This is a genomic window from Streptomyces sp. NPDC059989 (assembly GCF_042736975.1).
GTDB lineage: Bacteria > Actinomycetota > Actinomycetes > Streptomycetales > Streptomycetaceae > Streptomyces.
In genome coordinates this window covers 148,430-165,996 of the sequence record NZ_JBHWUO010000012.1, presented here as the reverse complement: position 1 = coordinate 165,996, position 17,567 = coordinate 148,430, and the positions used below count along the sequence as shown (strand labels likewise).

Annotated in this window: 13 protein-coding genes; 10 read left to right on the top strand and 3 right to left on the bottom strand. The window is 69.7% G+C overall.

Annotated elements, in window-relative coordinates:
- Window positions 1–83 precede the first annotated feature (83 nt).
- The 3 genes from ACFWBN_RS13655 to ACFWBN_RS13645 are packed head-to-tail and all read right to left on the bottom strand — an operon-like array spanning window position 84 to window position 3,185.
- Window positions 84–914, bottom strand: a complete 831-nt coding sequence (locus tag ACFWBN_RS13655) for a carbohydrate ABC transporter permease (RefSeq protein ID WP_385175551.1) — start codon at window positions 912–914, stop codon at window positions 84–86.
- Complete coding sequence (locus ACFWBN_RS13650) at window positions 911–1,900, bottom strand: carbohydrate ABC transporter permease (RefSeq protein WP_385175548.1); 990 nt, start codon at window positions 1,898–1,900, stop codon at window positions 911–913. Before ACFWBN_RS13650 ends, ACFWBN_RS13655 begins: the two co-directional genes overlap by 4 nt.
- A complete protein-coding gene (locus tag ACFWBN_RS13645; RefSeq protein WP_385175545.1) occupies window positions 1,893–3,185 on the bottom strand; it encodes an extracellular solute-binding protein in 1,293 nt (430 codons plus the stop codon). The genes ACFWBN_RS13650 and ACFWBN_RS13645 overlap by 8 nt, the downstream gene beginning before the upstream one ends.
- 230 nt (window positions 3,186–3,415) lie before the next feature.
- On the opposite strand from ACFWBN_RS13645, the gene ACFWBN_RS13640 reads away from it, so the two are divergent.
- From ACFWBN_RS13640 to ACFWBN_RS13595, 10 genes are all read left to right on the top strand, one after another.
- Window positions 3,416–4,429: a LacI family DNA-binding transcriptional regulator gene (locus ACFWBN_RS13640; protein WP_385175541.1), complete on the top strand. Its 1,014-nt coding sequence runs from the start codon at window positions 3,416–3,418 to the stop codon at window positions 4,427–4,429.
- Window positions 4,430–4,664: 235 nt separating this feature from the next.
- A complete protein-coding gene (locus ACFWBN_RS13635; RefSeq protein WP_385175538.1) occupies window positions 4,665–6,884 on the top strand; it encodes a glycoside hydrolase family 3 N-terminal domain-containing protein in 2,220 nt (739 codons plus the stop codon).
- A complete protein-coding gene (locus ACFWBN_RS13630; RefSeq protein ID WP_385175535.1) occupies window positions 6,881–8,341 on the top strand; it encodes a glycoside hydrolase family 43 protein in 1,461 nt (486 codons plus the stop codon). Before ACFWBN_RS13635 ends, ACFWBN_RS13630 begins: the two co-directional genes overlap by 4 nt.
- A gap of 261 nt (window positions 8,342–8,602) precedes the next feature.
- Window positions 8,603–9,295 (top strand): glycoside hydrolase family 6 protein, encoded by a 693-nt coding sequence (locus ACFWBN_RS13625; RefSeq protein WP_385175531.1) that lies wholly within the window; start codon window positions 8,603–8,605, stop codon window positions 9,293–9,295.
- Window positions 9,296–9,851: 556 nt separating this feature from the next.
- Window positions 9,852–11,294, top strand: a complete 1,443-nt coding sequence (locus tag ACFWBN_RS13620; protein WP_385175528.1) for an endo-1,4-beta-xylanase — start codon at window positions 9,852–9,854, stop codon at window positions 11,292–11,294.
- A gap of 1,567 nt (window positions 11,295–12,861) precedes the next feature.
- On the top strand, window positions 12,862–13,698 hold the full coding sequence (locus ACFWBN_RS13615) for a class I SAM-dependent methyltransferase (protein ID WP_385175525.1): 837 nt from the start codon (window positions 12,862–12,864) through the stop codon (window positions 13,696–13,698).
- 300 nt (window positions 13,699–13,998) lie between these two features.
- A complete protein-coding gene (locus ACFWBN_RS13610; RefSeq protein WP_385175625.1) occupies window positions 13,999–15,252 on the top strand; it encodes a molybdopterin-dependent oxidoreductase in 1,254 nt (417 codons plus the stop codon).
- The gene (locus ACFWBN_RS13605) at window positions 15,249–15,764 is read left to right on the top strand and encodes a hypothetical protein (RefSeq protein ID WP_385175523.1); all 516 of its coding nucleotides are present in this window, start codon (window positions 15,249–15,251) and stop codon (window positions 15,762–15,764) included. The genes ACFWBN_RS13610 and ACFWBN_RS13605 overlap by 4 nt, the downstream gene beginning before the upstream one ends.
- 184 nt (window positions 15,765–15,948) lie before the next feature.
- The gene (locus ACFWBN_RS13600) at window positions 15,949–16,359 is read left to right on the top strand and encodes a nuclear transport factor 2 family protein (RefSeq protein WP_385175520.1); all 411 of its coding nucleotides are present in this window, start codon (window positions 15,949–15,951) and stop codon (window positions 16,357–16,359) included.
- Between the two features lie 125 nt (window positions 16,360–16,484).
- Window positions 16,485–17,549 (top strand): NAD-dependent epimerase/dehydratase family protein, encoded by a 1,065-nt coding sequence (locus tag ACFWBN_RS13595; protein ID WP_385175517.1) that lies wholly within the window; start codon window positions 16,485–16,487, stop codon window positions 17,547–17,549.
- Window positions 17,550–17,567 lie beyond the last annotated feature (18 nt).

Sequence of the window (17,567 nt, the reverse complement as noted above, 5' to 3'; positions counted from 1 at the left end):
GTTGTTAGCGCTAACAATATTGCTGTCAATGCGGTCAGGCGTTTCACGACGTCTCCTCGGGGGTGGAGGTCACGCGGGACGGGTCAGCCCTTGGTGGCGCCTGCGGTGAGTCCGCCGATCAGCTGCCGCTCGGCGACGGCGTAGAAGGCGAGGGCGGGGACCATCGCGAGCACGATGTAGGCGAGGACGAGCGCGTAGTCGGTCGAGTACTGGCCCTGGAACTGCTGGACGCCGACCGGGATCGTCTGCCATTTGGGGTCATTGAACACCAGCAGTGGCAGGAAGAAGTTGTTCCAGCTCGCGACGATCGCGAGCACCGAGACCGTGCCGAGCGCCGGACGCGCCATCGGCAGCAGGATCTTCCAGAAGAAGCGGAACTTGCCGCAGCCGTCCATGATGGCCGCCTCCTCGACCTCTGCCGGGATGGTCCGGAAGAACCCGCGCAGAATGATGATCGTCATGGGGAGCCCGAAAGCCGCCTGCGGAAGGATCACTCCGAGCGGGTTGTCGAGCAGGTCGAAGTTGCGCAGCAGCAGGAACAGCGGCAGGACGGCCACCGCGAACGGGAACATCAGCCCGATCGTGAACAGCGTGTAGAACAGCTCCCTGCCCCGGAAGGCGTAGCGGGCCAGTACGAACGCCGCCATCGCCGCGACCGCCACCGTGCAGCATGCCGTGCCGATCGCGATGCCCGCACTGTTGGCGATCTGCCGCCAGAACATTCCGTCGCTGAGGATGCCGGTGTAATTGCCGGTCTTCCAGTGCTCCGGCAGCCCGAACGGGTTGGTCGTCAGCTCGCCGGTGCTCTTGAACCCGGAGATCACCGCGTAGATCAGCGGCACGACGACGAACGCGCCGATCAGCCAGACCACGGCGTGCAGCGACAGGCCGCGTACCGTTCTGCGGGCGTTCATCGGCCACCTCCCGAGGTGACGGCCCCGCTCAGGTCACGGCGCAGTACGTAACGCTGGTAGAAGAGGGAGAAGACCAGACTGATCATGAACAGCACCACGCTGATCGCACTGGCGTAGCCGACCTGGTAGCGCTTGAACCCGAACTGGAACATCGAGATCGCCATCGTCTCGGAGGAGTGGTTGGGCCCGCCCGCGGTCATGACCCAGACGAGGTCGAAGAGCTGGATGGCCCCGATGATCGATAGGAAGACGCTGATCCGGATCGTCGGGCCGAGCAGCGGCAGCGTCACGTGCCGGAAGCGCTGCCAGGCGCCGGCGCCATCGATGGAGGCGGCCTCGAGGACCTCGGCCGGGATGCTCTGCAGCCCGGCGAGGAAGAGCATCATGTGGAAGCCGAAGTACTTCCAGGTCATGACCACGAACAGGGTCGGTATGACCGTCGAGGGATCGGCGAGCCACTTGCCCTGCAGCCCCTCCAGGCCGAGCGCGCCGGCGAGATGGTCGGCCATGCCGTCACCGGGAAGGAAGACCATCGTGAAGAGAACCGCCGTGACCACCTCGGACAGGATGTACGGCGCGAAGAACAGCATCCGGTAGACGGCCCGGCCGCGCAGTCTCTGGTTGAGCAGGACCGCGGTGAACAGCGCGAACGGCAACTGCACCGTGATCGACAGGGCGATCAGGTACAGCCCGCGCTCCAGATCGCCGAGGAAGACCTGATCGTCGAACAGCTTGGCGTAGTTCCCGAAGCCGACGAAGTCGTCCATGGGGCCGACCCCGCCCCACTCGAAGAACCCGGTGTAGACGGCGACGGCGATCGGGGCGAGGACGAAGACGAGGAAGAGGACCAGAGCCGGGACGAGGAACCAGGCGACCGACGCCCAGCTTCCCAGACCGCGCAGGAGCGACCGTGCCGGGGCAGGCGGGCGCACCGGCCCGGCGTCCTGCGTCCGCTCCTTGGTCAGGGTGGACACGGAGCTAGGCACCCTTCGCAGCCTCGGTTATCGACTTGGTGACCTGCTCGGGCGTCTTCTGGCCCGCGATGAGGTCGGCGACGCTGTCGTTGACCTCCTGGCCTACCGCCGGCGGGTAGGCCTGGTCGAGGAAGAGCTGGAAGCCCGTCGCCTTGACCAGGCTGTCGGCCACCACCTTCCTGTTGGCGTCGGCGAGGTGGCTCTCCGCGCCCTTGACCACCGGCAGGTAGCCGTTGGAGGCCAGCAGCTTGGACTCGTTTTCCAGGACGAAGAACTTCAGGAAGTCCAGCGCCTCCTTCGGCGCGCCCTTGCGCAGCGCGAAACCGCCGCCACCGCCGAACACCTCGGTGACCTGGCCGACGCCGCCGTCGACCGTCGGGAAGGGGAAGAAGCCCAGGTCCGCTCCGAGGTCTGCGCCCGCGTCCTTCTGCACCGACGGTCCCCACTGCCCCATCAGCTCCATGGCGGCCTTGCCGTTGCCCATGGTCGCGGCCTGGCCGCCGGGGGTGGCGTAGCCGGCGCCGAGGAAGCCCGTCTGGAACGGCTGGAGGTCGACCAGCTCCTTGAGGTGGATGCCTGCCTGGACGAAGCCGGCGCCGGTGAAGTCCTTGGTGGTCGCAGCCTGCTGCAGCGCGGGGAGGCCTGCGACGCGCATCGCGAGGTAGGCCCAGTAGTAGTGGCCTGGCCATTTCTCCTTGCCCGCGAGGGCGATCGGGGTGACGCCCGCGGCCTTGAGCTTCTTGACGTCTTCGAGGAGCTCGGCCCAGGTGGCCGGCGGAGCGGTGATCCCGGCCTTGGCGAAGAGCTTCTTGTTGTACCAGAAGCCGACCATGCCGACGTCGTAGGGCACCCCGTAGGTCCGGCCCTCGAACTGATAGGCCTGCAGCGAGACCGGGGTGAGCTCGGACGACCAGCCGAACGCGTCGGTGAGGTCCTCGACCAGCCCCGCGTCGACCTGCTGCTGCAACACGCCGCCGCCCCAGGTCTGGAAGACGTCGGGGAGCTTGCCCGAAGAGGTGGTGGCGGTCAGCTTGGACTTGAACGCCTCGTTCTCCAACGAGGTCGTCTTGATCGTGATGTTCGGGTGGGCGGCCGTGAACGCCGAGGAGATCTGCGGGAAGAGGGACTTTCCCGGTTCCGTCGTGGCGATGTTCCACCACGCGAGGGTCACCTTGCCGCCGGCCGTCGGCCTCGAGCCGGAGTCCCCGCCGCCACAGGCCGCGGTCAGCGAGACGGACAGAGCGGTCAGGCCCGAGAGCGCCAGGAAGCTTCGTCGGCTCGGGGGTGTGCTGGCCATGGGACCTCCGGGGTGGGGAATGCGGTTCGATTTCGAAACTGTTTCGCAAAATCCTCGATTCGGTGCTGCCACAAACTAGGAACGCGCGGCCCACCGGTCAAGCCTTCTTACTGATTTCCCCTCGGCAGCAGCGCACTTGGAGCTTGACAACCTGGTCGCGCCGACCAGAAACTCTACGAAAGTTTGCGATACCTGTCGTCAGCCCAAGACGTCCGCGCAGAGGAGAGAAGTTGAGCGAGCAGCGTCCGACCCTGGCCCTCATCGCCGCGGAGGCAGGGGTCTCCCAGGCCACCGTGTCGAAAGTGGTCAACGGCCGCTCCGATGTCGCACCCTCGACACGCGAACGGATCGAGGGCCTGCTGCGCTCCCACAACTACCTCCACCCCGGTGGGCAGGCCAGGTCCCGCAGGTCAGGCCTGGTTGACCTGATCATCGGCGGTCTGGACAGCGCGTGGGCGGTGGAGATACTGCGCGGCGTCGAGGCCGAGTGCGCCCAGCGGAGCGTCGGCACCGTCGTTTCGCTCGTCCCGCCGGGCGAAGCCACGCCGTCGAGCTGGGCCGCACTGCCGGTCCTGCACCACAGCGACGGCGTCATCCTCGTCACCGCCTCGGTCACCCAAGCCCAGCGTGCCCAGGTCGAACAGGCCGGGGTGGCGCTGGTGGTCATCGACCCGATCGACCTGCCGGGCAACGGTGTGCCGAGCATCGGCGCGACCAACTGGGCGGGCGGCCTCGCCGCCACTGAGCACCTGCTGGAGCTGGGGCACCGTAGGATCGCCACGATCGGCGGGCGCAAGGAGATGCTCTGCAGCCAGGCCCGCATCGACGGGTACCGGGCCGCGCTGGAGCGGGCCGGGATCGAGATCGACCGCGACCTGATCCGGTTCGGCGACTTCCAGCACGAGGGCGGGTTCCAGCGCGCCCAGGAACTGCTCGCCCTCCCCGACCCGCCGACCGCCATCTTCGCCGGTAGCGACCAGCAGGCGATGGGCGTCTACGAAGCCGCCCGGCAGGGCGGGCTGAGCATCCCGCAGGACCTCAGCGTGGTCGGCTTCGACGACCTGCCGATGTGCGAATGGCTGTCACCGCCGCTGACGACGGTGCGCCAGCCGCTGGAGGAGATGGGCCGGCTCGCCGCCCGCACCCTTTTCCAGCTCCTGGACGGCCAGCCCCTGGTCAGCCCCCGGATGGAGCTCTCGACCGAGCTCAAGGTCCGGCTCTCCACCGCCCCGCCCCGTCTCTAGGTCGTGTCGTCAAAGTCCCTCCCCCAGCTACCGCTGGGAGGTGCCCCCTGGCCGGTGGGGCCTGGCACGCACGCTCGCCGCGTTGTCGTCGGTCAACGACGTCCCCCAGCTACCGCTGGAGGTGCCCCCACCGCGTCGATTCCCTCCTCCGCCTTGCGATCGCACGCACCAGGCCCCACCGGCCCCGCCCTTCGGGCGGCCGGCGCTACTTTGACGAAACTCCCTAGGAGAATCCTTGACCGAGCCCTGGCGTGACCCCCTCCTGCCCGCGTCCGTGCGAGTCGCCGATCTGCTGAAACGGATGACGCTGGAAGAGAAGGCGGGGCAACTCGCCGGCTTCTGGGCGCTGCCCTCGAATCCGGGGACACCGGTCACGCCCATGGAAGACGATTCCGGCGAGTCCGCGCCCGGCCTGGACGACATCGTCGCCCACGGGCTCGGCCAGCTCACTCGGGTGTACGGCACCGCGCCGATCACCGCGGAGGCCGGCATGGCCCGGCTCGCCTCGCTCCAACGGCAGGTGACCGGATCCGGCCGGTTCGGGATACCGGCGGTCGCTCACGAGGAGTGCCTGACCGGGTTCATGACGTTCGGGGCCACCGTCTTCCCGGGGCCTCTGGCCTGGGGAGCAACCTTCGATCCCGAGCTCGTGCGCCAGATGGCCGCCGCCATCGGCGCGGGGATGCGGCGGGTCGGCGTCCACCAAGGGCTGGCTCCGGTGCTCGACGTGGTCCGCGACTATCGGTGGGGCAGGACCGAGGAGTGCATAGGCGAGGATCCCTATCTCGTCGGAGCGATCGGCACCGCCTACGTGCAGGGCTTGGAAGGCGCCGGGATCGTGGCGACGCTCAAGCACTTCGCCGGGTACTCGGCCTCGCGCGGCGGCCGGAACATGGCCCCCGTCGCCTCCGGGCCGCGCGAGTTCGCCGACGTACTGGTCGAGCCATTTGCACGGGCACTGCGCGAGGGAGGCGCCCGGTCGGTGATGAACAGCTACACCGACGTGGACGGCGTCCCGGTGGCCGCCGACGAACGGCTGCTGACCGAGCTGCTCAGGGGTGAACTCGGTTTCCCCGGTGTGGTCGTCGCCGACTACTACGCCATCTCTTTCCTGGAGACCCGGCACGGCGTCAGCGGATCGCGCGGCGCGGCCGGCGCACTGGCGTTGACCGCCGGAATCGACGTCGAGCTACCCACGGCCCGCTGCTACGGCGAGCCGCTGACCGAACTCGTCCGGTCGGGAGACGTACCCGAGGAGCTCATCGACCGGGCCGCGGAACGGGTCCTGGTGCAGAAGGCCGAACTCGGCCTGCTCGACCCCGACTGGGAGCCCGTCAAGCCCGAGCCGGTCGACCTCGACCCGCCGGAGAATCGGGCACTGGCCAGGCTCCTGGCCGAACGGTCCACCGTGCTGCTCGCCAACGACGGCATCCTGCCGCTGGGCCCGTGCCGCGTGGCGATCAGCGGGCCGTACGCCGACGACCCCCAGTCCTTCCTCGGCTGCTACTCCTTCCCCAACCACGTCGCGCTGCCCGGCGACCTCGGGCTGGAGATCCCGACGCTCGGCGAGGCGCTCACCGCTGCCGGGTTCACGGTCACCGCGGACGATCCGGACGTGAACGTACTGGTGCTCGGGGACCGGGCCGGCATGTTCGGCCGGGGCACCTCCGGAGAGGGCTGCGACGCCGAGACCCTCGACCTGCCCGGCGACCAGGCCGCACTCGCCTCCACCGTTCTGGACTCCGGGGTGCCGACCGTCCTGGTCCTCGTCTCCGGACGGCCCTACGCGCTCGGCACGCTGGCCGAGCGCGCATCGGCCGTGGTGCAGGCCTTCTTCCCCGGCGAGGAGGGCGGGACGGCGCTGGCCCGGATCATGAGCGGGGCCGCGGAACCGTCCGGGCGGCTGCCCGTCTCAATCCCCCGCCAGGTCGGCGGCCAGCCCGGTACCTACCTGCACGCGAGGCTCGGCGGGCACACCGACTGGAGCTCGGTGGACCCGACCCCGCTGTTCCCCTTCGGACACGGGCTGAGCTGGACCAGCTTCACCTGCTCGGAGCTGTCGGTGGATCCCGTTGCCGCGACGGACGGGGCCGTCTCCGTTTCGGTCACCGTACGCAACGTCGGCGAGGTGGCCGGGACCGAGGTGGTCCAGCTGTACCTCTCGGACCCCGTGGCATCCGTCGTCCGGCCGCAGCGGTGGCTCGCCGGATTCGGCAGGGTCGAGCTGCAGCCGGGCGCGGCCGCCCGGATCAGCTTCTCCGTCCATGCCGACCGGACCTCGTTCACCGGGCTCGACCTGCGCAGAAGAGTGGAGCCCGGGGAGATCGGCGTGGCCGTCGGACGGTCCAGCGGCGATCTTCCGCTCCAGGGCTCCTTCACTCTGGAGGGCCCCGTACGTCACCCGGCGGCCGACCGGGTGTTGTCCGTGCCGGTCGAGATCGTCCCGGTTCCATGACCAGGTTCTTCGGTGATCCCGTGCTGCCCGGGTTCCGGCCCGACCCGTCCGTCTGCCGAGTGGGAGCGGACTACTACGTGGTGACGTCCAGCTTCGAATGGTTCCCGGGCCTTCCCGTGTTCCACAGCCGCGATCTCGTGAACTGGCGGCGCATCGGCTCCGCGCTCGACCGGGCGTCTCAGCTCGACCTCGACGGGTGCGAGCCCTCACGGGGTCTCTTCGCACCGACGATCCGGCACCATGAGGGGGTCTTCCATCTCGTCTGCACGCTGATGGACGGCCCCGGCCATTTCGTCGTCACGGCGACCGACCCGGCGGGGCCGTGGTCGCAGCCGCACTGGCTGGACGGCGAGGGCTTCGACCCGTCGCTGTTCTTCGACGACGGGCCGGACGACAGCGACGGCCGGGCCTGGTTCACCGCCGCCCGCGTGCTGGACGAGGCCGCCGGCCGCACCGAGATCTGGATGCGCGAATACCTTCCCCGCGAACGACGGCTTACGGGACCCGAGCACGTCCTGTGGTCGGGAAGCCACACGGGCGCCCGATGGCCGGAAGCCCCCCACCTCTACAAGATCGACGGCACCTACCTTCTGCTCACCGCCGAGGGCGGCACCGATGTGGACCACAGCGTGGTGGTCGCCCGCGCCGACCGCGTGACCGGCCCCTACAAGGGCGCCCCCGGCAACCCGTTGCTACCACCTGCCAAGGGCCCGGTCACCTGCACCGGACACGCCGACCTCGTCCAAACCCCGTACGGCGACTGGCGGGCCGTCCTCCTGGGCGTCCGCCCGGGCTCCGCCCTCGGCCGCGAGACCTTCCTCAGCCGGATCACCTGGGACGACGGCTGGCCGGTCTTCTCCCCTGTCGTCCACACCGACCTTCGCCGCCCCCTCCACGACGGCTTCGCCACCCTCTCCGCCGACTGGAGCACCCTGCGCACCCCACCCGCGCGGTTCTGGACCACCGGTGACGGGCTCCGCCTCCAGCTCCGCCCCGAACGCCTCGGCGAACGCACCACCCCGTCTCTCCTGGCCCGCCCCCAGGAACAGCCCGACTGCGACGTCTCCACCGAACTGCACTTCACCCCCGCCGCACCGGACGAACACGCAGGCCTCGCCGTAGTCCTCGACGACGACACCCATCTCCTTTTCCTCCGCACCACGGAAGGACTCAGCCTCCGCCACGGGCCCGAGGTCCTGGCCGGCATTCCCGTCCCCCCGGGCCCCATTCGCCTGGGGGTCCGCATCCGCGGCTTCAGCCACACCTTCGCCCACGCGGCACTCGACGGCGCCTGGCAGGACCTGGCCACCGTCGAAGCCACCTTCCTCACCCCGCTGTTCACCAGCATCCAGCTCGGCCTCTACGCCACCTCCAACGGCCGCCCCTCCACCAACCAAGCCCACTTCACGTGGTTCGACATCACGTACCCGAGCCGGCAGGAACCGCCTCGACACTAGCGTCGCCGATGCCCCCGTTCGGTCCCGGATCCCGGCCGCCCGGTGGACCCGCTCGCGCACCCGGTATCGGAACTCGGCGATCCAGCCCTTGTCGCGCCGACGCCGCCGAATGGCGTGGACACGGTCACACGCGAGAACGTCGGTGGGCATCGGCCGCCGCGTAGTGCCGCCCTCGCCGAAGGCCGGGTCCTGGAGCCGGGCCGCCCTCACACGGTCCGATGCCAGGGCCCGTGACCCGAACACCCCTACCGAAGGAACCCCGTGCGTATCCCCCTGCACCGATCAGTCCTGGCAGCGAGCGCACTCACGATGCTCCTCGTCCTCCAGGCCGGTGTCACCCGCACCCAGGGGTTCTCGCTGAACGTCTCCAACTATCTGGCCACCGATCTGTCCACCCACTACGGCACCTGGGTCTCCCAGTGCCTGTGGTTCGCCACCAAGGGCCCGGACTGGGCCAAGGGCCACCCCGACTTGTGCGCGAGCCAGTACGACTCCCCTTCAGCACCGAACGACGGGCAGCCGGGAAACTCCGTGCACGTGGACGAACCGTCCACCTGGCACTGGACCGACCGGTGGTTCCAGCAGAACATCGGTACCCCGCCCCCGCAGGAGCTCACCCACCTCGTCGTCGACACCAGCCGCAACGGCCGGGGCGCCTGGACCCCGCCCGCAGGCAAGTACAGCGGCGGCCCGCAAACCTGGTGCAACGCTCCCGGTCGCGGCATCGGCGACCGGCCGACCGCGAACACCCGCCTCCCGCTCGTCGACGCCTACCTGTGGATCAAGACCGTCGGCCAGTCCGACGGCCAGTGCAACCACAGCATCCCGGGCGGCTCCATCGACCCGGAGTACGGCATCGTCGATCCCGCGGCCGGCGTGTGGTGGCCGGAGCAGGCCAAGTCCCTCGTCCGGAACGCCAACCCAGCACTGGAGTTCAACACGGTCCTGCGCTGACGCCAAGGTGCAGCGGGCGAGCACCGAGGGCTTCGGCAAGCCGGCCTGGGGCGTCACGTGGTGTGAAGGTGAGGCTATCGCCTCGCCCGCAACGCGTACAGGGAGGCTCCGGTCGAAGGGGTGACCAAGTCGCCCTGTACGACCGGAGCCTCGATGTGTCGTCAGTCCGGCACCGCCCGTCGGATATCGGCGTCCGAGAGACGCGAACTGAACGACAGACTCGTTTATGGCGGGGTCTTTCTTTCAGCTACAGCCCAGCTTGAGCGATCCTCATCAAAATATTTTCGATGAGGATCGCTCAATGGAAAGGGGCTGCTGCGCTATCTCGAGGGGCGGATTCTCGAAATACTTTCGAAACTCTTGACATGTTTCGGCGCGGTTTCCAGACTGAGGCCCAAGGTGGTGTCGCCCGTCTGTGTCCGGGTGCCGGGTGCCGGCCTTGGATCTTTACGCCCTGATGGTGAGCGTCCTTTGTCAATGGACGCGGGCGTCGTTCACGCGGATTCACTCTGCCGCGCTCCAATCCTTCCGTGATTTCTGTCCTGGAGGCTCTTTCATGGGCTCAAACGCCATTCCCCCACGCACCGTCCGCCGGAAGATCGGCGGTCTTCGTACGGCCCTGGTCGTCGGCGTCCTCGGCTCGGCCGCCGTGCTGGTGGCTCCGCTGACCTCACACGCCGCCGAGAGCACGCTCGGTGGCGCGGCGGCGCAGAGCGGCCGTTACTTCGGCACCGCCATCGCCTCGGGCAGGCTGGGCGACTCGGCGTACACGACGATCGCCGGCCGCGAGTTCAACTCGGTGACGCCCGAGAACGAGATGAAGATCGACGCCACCGAACCCCAGCAGGGGCAGTTCAACTTCACCGCCGGTGACCGCGTCTACAACTGGGCGGTGCAGAACGGCAAGCAGGTACGCGGCCACACCCTGGCCTGGCACTCCCAGCAGCCCGGCTGGATGCAGAGACTCAGCGGCAGCGCGCTGCGCCAGGCGATGACCAACCACATCAACGGCGTGATGACCCACTACAAGGGCAAGATCGTCCAGTGGGACGTCGTGAACGAGGCCTTCGTCGACGGCACTTCGGGAGCCCGGCGCGACTCCAACCTGCAGCGCACCGGCAACGACTGGATCGAGGTCGCCTTCCGCGCCGCGCGCGCCGCCGACCCGGCCGCGAAGCTCTGCTACAACGACTACAACGTCGAGAACTGGACCTGGGCCAAAACCCAGGCCATGTACGCCATGGTCCGAGACTTCAAGCAGCGCGGCGTGCCGATCGACTGCGTCGGCTTCCAGTCCCACTTCAACAGCGACAGCCCCTACAACAGCAACTTCCGCACCACCCTGCAGAGCTTCGCCGCCCTCGGCGTCGACGTGGCCGTCACCGAACTCGATATCCAGGGCGCCTCGGCCACGACCTACGCCAACGTGACCAACGACTGCCTGGCCGTCCCACGCTGTCTCGGCATCACCGTCTGGGGTGTGCGCGACACCGACTCCTGGCGATCGGAGCAATCGCCGCTCCTGTTCGACGGCAACGGCAGCAAGAAGCCCGCCTACACCTCCGTGCTCAACGCACTCAACGCCGCCTCCCCTACCCCCACTCCGACCCCTTCGCCCGGCTCTGGACAGATCAAGGGCGCCGGGTCGGGCCGCTGCCTGGACGTGCCCGGTGCCAGCACCACCGACGGCACCCAGCTCAACCTGTGGGACTGCAACAACCGCACCAACCAGCAGTGGTCGTACACCGCCGGAGGCGAGCTCAGGGTCTACGGCAACAAGTGCCTGGACGCCGCCGGCACCGGCAACGGCACCAAAGTCCAGATCTATAGCTGCTGGGGTGGCGACAACCAGAAGTGGCGCCTCAACTCCGATGGATCCATCGTCGGAGTCCAGTCCGGCCTCTGCCTTGACGCCACCGCGAACGGGACGGCCAACGGCACCCTGATCCAGCTCTACTCCTGCTCGAACGGCAGCAACCAACGCTGGACCCGCACGTGACCTGCCGCAGCGAAGGGGTGAGCCGATGAAGACCTACGGTGCGGCGTGAACGTACATGTTCACAAAGATTGCGGGCAAGGTCGGTAATCGGACTCATGCCAGGCGGTGGCGCGATCGTCCGGTCCCCGGAATGTCGGTGGGGCGTGGCATCGTCACGCGTACGGGCTATCAGGAGTTTCCGGCGGGCCGTGGGGGCATCGCCTGTCTGTGGCGGCGGACTCTGTCGGTGCCCGCCGAGCACCGGATCGCCCCGGACGGCTGCGCCGACGGTCCAGCAGGAACCGTGCGTCAGCGGTCGCTCCGGCTGGTTCCGGACGGGACGGTCGTCGCCCCACTCCTCCGCCATGACGGCGAGCGCGGTGACGGCCCCCGCCGGCTCCAGCTCGTGCAGGCGGTCCCGGAACCCGGCGGCGGGCGGCGACTCGAAGGGGTACGCCGGCTCGGCGTAGCGGGCACCGTTGGTGCGGTCGGCGTCGATCCGCAGCCGGCCGCGCGGGTCCGGGACCTCGCGGTGCATCAGGGCGAGCACGTCCTCGGCCCAGTCCTCGTGCTGGCGCGGACCGGTGGCGAGGAAGACATACGGGTCCTCCAGCAGACGCAGGGCCGAGTTCCACGGGCTGCGGCAGCGCCGCAGCCCCATGCCGGGGCTGCGGCGCTGCGGGCGAACACGTCCGCCCGTGAGCGCGGGATACCGGCCAGCTCCCCGTACCCCCATCGCAGGAGTTCCGCGGCCGCACCGTCCCCAGCGGCCCCGCCCGGCTCCCGCGGCACCTCGGGGACAACGGTCCGGTTCCCCGCTGGGGTTGGCAATGACTTGCCGCCACTCGCAAGCGCCCCGTCGCACAGCCCAAACCCTGAGGCCCTCCATCGACGACCATCGCTTCGCCTGGCCACGGAACGATGACGCCCCCACTCCCCCGCTGACCAAGATCCGGGCCAGTAGCGGGCCAGCACCGGACCAACGAGGACAGGCACCTTCATTTTGCCTGGTCAGGAGCGGTGTGGCGTGTGTACCACCAGCACACGAAGAACGTTTTGGTCAGCTATTCCCCCAAGAAGCTGGGCTTCTTCTAGGGCGGTGAAGTCGGTTACCTGGAGGTGGTGTTGTCAACCTCCAGGCAACGCCCGTTGCGCCACTTCAGGTGAACGAACGGCAGCTTTGAGTGATCGTCATTGTGTGTCAGGCCTCGCTTCCGGACCAGTCACGGACCAAGGGCCGGCCTTGTCCCCCTGCGGCTGATCAGCGGTGGCGATCCGCACTGGAGCGAAAGCCGGCACACATGCGTTCGCGGCGTCCGTGGCCCTGACCTTCGCCGCACGTGTGATCCTGGGACGGAGCAGACGCGCCCTGGGCAGAAGGCCGATCAGCCTTGGAGCATGAGGCGGATGAGGCAGCGGCACCGGTCGGGTTGGGGATGGTCCGTGTAGGCGGTGCGGCCGTGAAGGACGCGGCGGTCGTCGGTGACGAGGCAGTCGCCTTGATCGGCTGCGGCACCGGCGAGACCACTCGCGACGTCGCGCGGCGGGCGAGCCCCGGCAGGGCCATGGGCGTGACCTCTCGGCTGCGATGCTGCGGGTCGCCCGGCAGCGAGCGGCAGACGAGGGGCTGGGCAACGTCGACTTCGTGCAAGCGGACGCACAAGTCCACCCCTTCCCCGCCGCAGCGTTCGACGTGGCCGTCAGCCGCACCGGGACGATGTTCTTCGCCGACCCGGTCGCGGCGTTCCGCAACATCGGCGGAGCGCTGCGCCCCGGCGGACGCCTCGCCCAACTGGTCTGGCAACCGCCGGCGGGCAACGAGTGGCTCCTCTCCTTCACCCGGGCCCTGGCCGCCGGACGCCCGTTGCCCACGCCCCCGCCCGACGCCCCCGGGCCGTTCGCGCTCTGCGAGCCGGAGCGGGTCCGGACCGTCCTCGGCGCCGCCGGCTTCACGGACATCCAGCTGGAACCCCACAGCGAGTCCATGTGGTTCGGCCAGGACGCGGCCGCCGCGGAGCGGTTCGTGCTCGGCCTGCACGGCTGGATGCTCGACGGGCTCGACGACGAAGGCCGACTGCGCGCTGTCGACAACCTGAGAACCACCCTCGCCGCCCACGACACCGACAGCGGCGTTCTCTACGCCTCGGCGACCTGGATCACCGCGCGACCCATCCGTGACAACCCGGCAGGTGGGGAACGGGAGGGAGAAGGGAACGACCATGAGCTTGTACGCCGTCACCCCCGAAGCCGGTCCGAGCTGGATCGACGGCCAAGGCGCCTTCGAGCAGCCTGCGGTGAACGAACACGCCGCGGAACGACTCGTCGTCGCACCGCCCACCGCTCGATAGGGCGGGCGTCGAAGTTCTTGCCGAGCACTCCGATGAACCATTGCACTACGCGGGCCGGCGCAAGCCTGGGCTTCTGAGTGGTGCGGTCTGTGCCGGCTGGCGTGTCACGGACCGGTCGCCTTTTCGGTGCGGCATGTTCTCCTCAGCGGCTGATGTCGGACGAGCCCGGTGTCGCGGGAAGGTGCGGAGGTTTCCCTGTGAACTCGAGCGACGGCGAGCGGGACCGGTCCGAGGGCAGGCCGCCGACACCGCAGCCCGCTGGTGAGCCCGAGGTGCACGCACAGACCGCGGCAGGAACCGACAAGCCCGCGCAACCCGGCGCCGACGAAGCCGGACCCACGCCGCTCGAGCGGCTGCGAGCCGTTCGGGCCGCTGCCATGGCCGCGGGGCCGCCCCCGGGGCCGACGCGTCCGGGATTCTGGCGCAGCCCGCTCAGGGGGCCGTGGCTGACCTCGGTGTTCGGCCTGATCCTGCTCGTCGGCGTCACGATCCTGTTCGTGACCGGCCTGTTGTCGTACGCGGCGTACAACCCGGATCTCGCGCCGGTCAACGACCAGACGCCCGACAAGGGGTGGCTGGGCTTCTCTCTCTTCTCGTGGCCGACTTCGCCGACCTGGCTCTACCGGCTCACCCAAGGCGTGCACGTCACGCTCGGGGTGGTGCTGGTGCCCGTCCTGCTGGCGAAGCTGTGGTCGGTGATCCCGAAACTGTTCGAGTGGCCCCCTGTGCGGTCACCGAGTCACGGCATCGAGCGGCTGTCGCTGCTCCTGCTGGTGGGCGGGGCCGGTTTCGAGTTCGTCACCGGCATCCTCAACGTGCAGCTGCACTACATCTTCCCCGGCTCCTTCTACACCCTGCACTTCTACGGCGCATGGGTGTTCATCGGCGCCTTCGTCGTCCACGTCACCTTCCGGCTGCCCAGAGCCCTCCGGGCGGTCGGGACCCGCGCCGGGGATCCGGCAGCCGGTACCGAGGAGGCGGCAGGACTGGTCTCGCCGCACCCGTCGGCGCCGACCATCTCCCGCCGCGGGGCGCTGGCCATGGTCGGCGCAGGCTCGCTCGCCCTGCTGTTGGTGACCGCCGGGCAGAGCATCGGAGGCTGGTTCCGCCGGACCGCGCTCCTCGCACCGCACGGCAGGGATCCCGGCTCCGGGCCGAACGGCTTCCAGATCAACAAAACCGCCGGCTCCGTCGGCATCCGGGCCAGCGACACCGGGCCCGCCTGGCGCCTCACCGTGCGCGGGGGTGGCCGACAGGTCGACCTGAGCTACGACCAGCTCCTGTCCATGACACAGCACGAGGCGGCGCTGCCCATCGCCTGCGTCGAAGGCTGGTCCACCCCCGACCAGCGATGGAGCGGGGTCCGCCTCACCGACCTGGCCGCACTCGTCGGACTCGGAACGAACACCCCGCAGGTCCTGGTGAAGTCGCTCCAGCGGGGCGGTTCCTTCTCCTCGGCCGCCCTGCGCGACAACCAGGTCCGTGACCCCCGGTCCCTGCTGGCCGTGCGCGTGAACGGGGCCGTGCTCTCCCCCGACCACGGCTACCCGGCCCGGATCATCGTCCCCGGCGCCCCCGGCGTCCACAACACCAAATGGGTCACCCGCCTCACCTTCGGAGAGCCCGCATGAGCGGCACGACCGCCTTCCGCAGCCGCTACGGCGCCTCTCCCCTCCACCTGCTCCTCGTACTCGCCTCCTTCGCCCTCGCCGTCTACGCGGGCCTGCGCCTCCTCAAGGGCGACACCCTTGGTGTGGCCGTGTGGTTCGTCGGCGCCGCACTCCTGCACGACCTGGTCCTGCTCCCGCTGTACTCGGTGACCGACCGGCTGATCCAGGCGGCCTTCGACCGCGGCGGAGCTTCGGCGCGTCCGGTACCGCGGGCGAGCATCAACTACGTCCGGGTACCGGCCTTCGCCGCCGGCGTCCTCCTCCTCGTCTGGTGGCCGCTGATCCTCCACCAGGTGGCCCACTACACCCCGGCCACCGCGCTCCCGGCGGACGGCTTCCTCACCCGCTGGCTGCTGATCACCGCCGCCCTCTTCGCCGCCTCCGCCGCCACACTGGTCGTCCGGACGTGGCGTGCGAGCCGAGCGGCACGGCGGGACGGGGCTCAGGACCGGGCTCGCAGGGCAACGAAGTGACGGCGCCCGGCGGCACTCCACGCGGTAGGCCGCCCGGATTCGTCCGCGTCGCCGGCAACAGCCTCTGATGGCCCGGCTGTCCGGGCAACAACATGTTCAGCAGCCTCGGCAATCTGGCCGTCGACAGCGCCGCGGCCTTGCCGTTCGCCAATTTCGCCACGGGGCACAGGAAGGACTCACGGCCATGAACGAGCCGACACCGGAATCGAACGGCCGCACCCGCCTCGCCTACATCCTTGGGGTGTCGCTCGCCCCGGAGGTCGAGCGGCAATGGCCCCAGATGGGCCAGGTCGTCCGCGGCAGCAAGCTCATCGGAGAGGTCGAGGGGAACTTCCCCGAGCTCACGCTCGAAGTGGGACGACGGCTGCGCCTCGACGACGACGTCATCGTTGTGGAATGGAGCTGCGACTACGGCGACGGCCGCCTCTACCGCAACGTCACCATCGCCGAGCTCCGCGACGGCCGGGCCGTACGGGTCACCGACTACTGGGGCGAACCCGCCTCCACTCCCCCGTGGCGCCGACCGCTCACCGCCCGCCTCGACATGCCGGGCGGCGGCATCTGGAAGGACCACGACCATCTCGGTCACCACTGACTTCCCGTGCGAAGCCCCCGGCCGTCACGCCCCCGTCGCCGTTCCCAGCGCTCCCGTATGACGGAAGTCTTACGTGCACGCGTGGGAGAACCTCCGAAGGGTCCGCACTGCGTAGCGTCCTGAGCATGCGCGTACTCGTCACCGGAGGGGCCGGGTTCATCGGCTCCCACATCGTCACCGCCCTCACGGCCCGCGGGCACGAGCCCGTCGTCCTCGACGCCCTGCTGCCTGCCGCCCACCCCGGCACCCCGCCCCTGCCCGACGCCGAGTTCCTCCGCGCCGACGTACGGGACGCCGTCGCGGTCCGGGCCGCGCTGCGCGGAGTGGACGCGGTCTGCCATCAGGCGGCCATGGTCGGCCTGGGCAAGGACTTCACCGACGCCCCCGACTACGTCGGCTGCAACGACCTCGGAACGGCGGTACTGCTGGCGGAAATGGCGGCCGCAGGGGTGCGGAAGCTCGTGCTCGCCGGGTCGATGGTGGTCTACGGGGAGGGCCGGTACACGTGCGAACGGCACGGAACGGTACGCCCCGGACCGCGCCGGACTGAGGACCTGACGGCGGGCCGGTTCGAGCCCCGCTGTCCCGACTGCGGGGCCGAGCTCGCGCCGGGGCTGGTCGGCGAGGACGCGCCGACGGATCCGCGGAACGTGTACGCGACGACGAAGCTGGCTCAGGAGCACCTGGCGGCGAGCTGGGCCCGGTGCGTGGAGGGTCGTGCGGTGTCGCTGCGATACCACAACGTGTACGGGCCGGGCATGCCGCGCGACACCCCGTACGCGGGTGTGGCCTCCTTCTTCCGCTCCGCGCTCGCCCGGGGCGAGGCGCCCCGGGTGTACGAGGACGGCGCGCAGCGAAGGGACTTCGTCCACGTCACGGACGTGGCCGCGGCCAACGCGGTGGCGCTCGAGGCGGTCGGTGCCCGGCGGGCGGGCGCGCTCTCCGTGTACAACACGGGCAGCGGGGAGCCCCACACGGTCGGCGAGATGGCTGCCGAGCTGGCTGCGGCGCACGGCGGGCCGACGCCGGTGGTGACGGGCGAGTTCCGGCTCGGCGACGTACGGCACATCACCGCCGACTCCGCCAGGCTGCGCACGGAGCTGGGCTGGCGTCCGACGGTCGGCTTCGCTGAGGGGATGGCCGGGTTCGCCCGGGCCGGCCAGCGCGAGTCTGCCGGTGTGACCGGCTGAGCCCGGGAACCGGCTGAC